2 protein-coding genes are annotated in these 1,633 nt (G+C 69.9%); both read right to left on the bottom strand.

Annotation, left to right across the window (positions count from 1 at the left end; all coding sequences use genetic code 11):
- Positions 1-89: 89 nt before the first annotated feature.
- Positions 90-734, bottom strand: coding sequence for a hypothetical protein (locus ACWDN5_RS46760; RefSeq protein WP_310974607.1), 645 nt, complete (start codon positions 732-734; stop codon positions 90-92).
- Positions 735-813: 79 nt separating this feature from the next.
- Positions 814-1,521 (bottom strand): hypothetical protein, encoded by a 708-nt coding sequence (locus ACWDN5_RS46755; protein ID WP_449680792.1) that lies wholly within the window; start codon positions 1,519-1,521, stop codon positions 814-816.
- Between the last annotated feature and the right edge of the window lie 112 nt (positions 1,522-1,633).

Here is a 1,633-nt window from a genome sequence, read left to right as displayed (position 1 = left end):
TCCACTTCTGCCTGGGCGCGGCACTCGCCCGGCTCGAAGGGGAGATCGCGCTGCGGGCTCTGGTGGACAGGACCCGCGTACCCGCCGGGTCAGCTCGCCGCGTTGGGCGTCAGGGTGAGGTTGATCTTGTTGCCCGGACCCGAAACCAGCGCGCCGAGGGCGAGGTCGGCGACCCAGCAGTTGGTGAACTCCGGGATCGTGTAGTCGGCCGAAACCGTGATCGGCGAGAAGATGTCGATGTCCTTCGCCACCAGGTTCAGCTCGATCGGGGTCTTCGTCTTGCAGGAGCCCGGCACCGTGGGCAGCGGGATGACCGGCGTGAGCAGGCCGACCCAGATGTCGCTGATCTCCATGTTGGCCTTGGCGTGCGTGGTCAGGGTGGCGTCGGCCAGCGTGCCGGTGGCCGGGCCGAGCGGGATCACCTTCACCGTCGCCTTGATCTTGAACAGGCCGGAGACCAGGGAGATGTTCGCCTGCGACGGCGGCAGGCTCAGGTCCGCGCTCAGGCCGACTTCGCCGGTCTCGTCGTTGACGAGCAGGTTCCCGGCCAGGGTGCCGGGGCCGAGGTTCATGGTGCTGCCGGTCTTCTTCACCACCGTGTTGCCGGTCACCGCGAAGGAGACCGGGAACGGGATGACCTCGGCCGACGCCGGGGTCGCGGTGACCACGGTCATCGCCACGGTCGCCGCCGACGTGAGCACGGCCAGTCTCTTCAGCTTCGTTGCCACGGACATGGTTGTCCTCCTTATGCGTTTCCCGGCCGTTTCCGGGTGCTCCCGGAAACGGTGACGTGCGGTATTGCTGCGGACCGGGTCAGCGAGGTTCGAGATCGGTGATGACCCAGCCGCCGGTGGTGTGCTCCGCGGTCACGGAAAGCTGCGCCGCGGCGCTGTCGGTCGCATTGTTGTCGGCCCGGACGGCCGATTGATCGAGAAAGACGAGTAACCGCGCGTGACCATTCTTGAGTTCTTGGACGGCGCTGGCGGAAACGCGCGAAGTGAGCACAAGTTTCTGTTCGGGAGCTTTGCGCCTGACTTCGGCGAAGAGCTTGTCGTAGGAATCCTTGGCCGACCCGCGCAGCACGGCGGCGGCGGCCTTTTCGGTGACGTCGGTCCGGTCGTAGGAATAGGAGAAGATCCGGTTCACCGCGAGGGTGACGGCGGAGGTGACATCGGCGGTGGCCCCGACATCGGTGAGCGCCAGGTTCGCCGCGGCGGGGTTGGCGGCGGCGGAGCGGGCTTCGAGGGTGAACCAGACCCCGGCCCCGGCGAGAACGACGGCGGCGGCGAGGAGCAGCACGGGAAGGCGGCGCCGGCCGGGGCGGGGCTTGACGGGGGTGGCGGCGGCTTCGGCCGGGCCGGTCCCGGCGGCTTCGTCCTCGGCTGGCTCGCCGTCGAGGGTGGTGGTGGGCTCGCTGTTGAGGGTGGCGGCGCTGCCGGGCTCGGCCGCTTCGGCCTCAGCGGCGGCCTCGCTGCCAGGTGCGGGTTCGGTGGGCGGCTCGCCCGCGGTCGCGCGAGTCACCTCGGCGGCCGGTGGGCCGCCGACGGCCCACCACCCGGCGGGATGACGCCTTTCCGGGTGAATACATCGGGACGCGGACGAGCGCGGAGCGGTTCGCGCGGCCCCCGATCGG

This window comes from Amycolatopsis sp. NPDC003731 (genome assembly GCF_053586895.1).
This window is presented reverse-complemented; position numbering and strand designations above follow the sequence as displayed.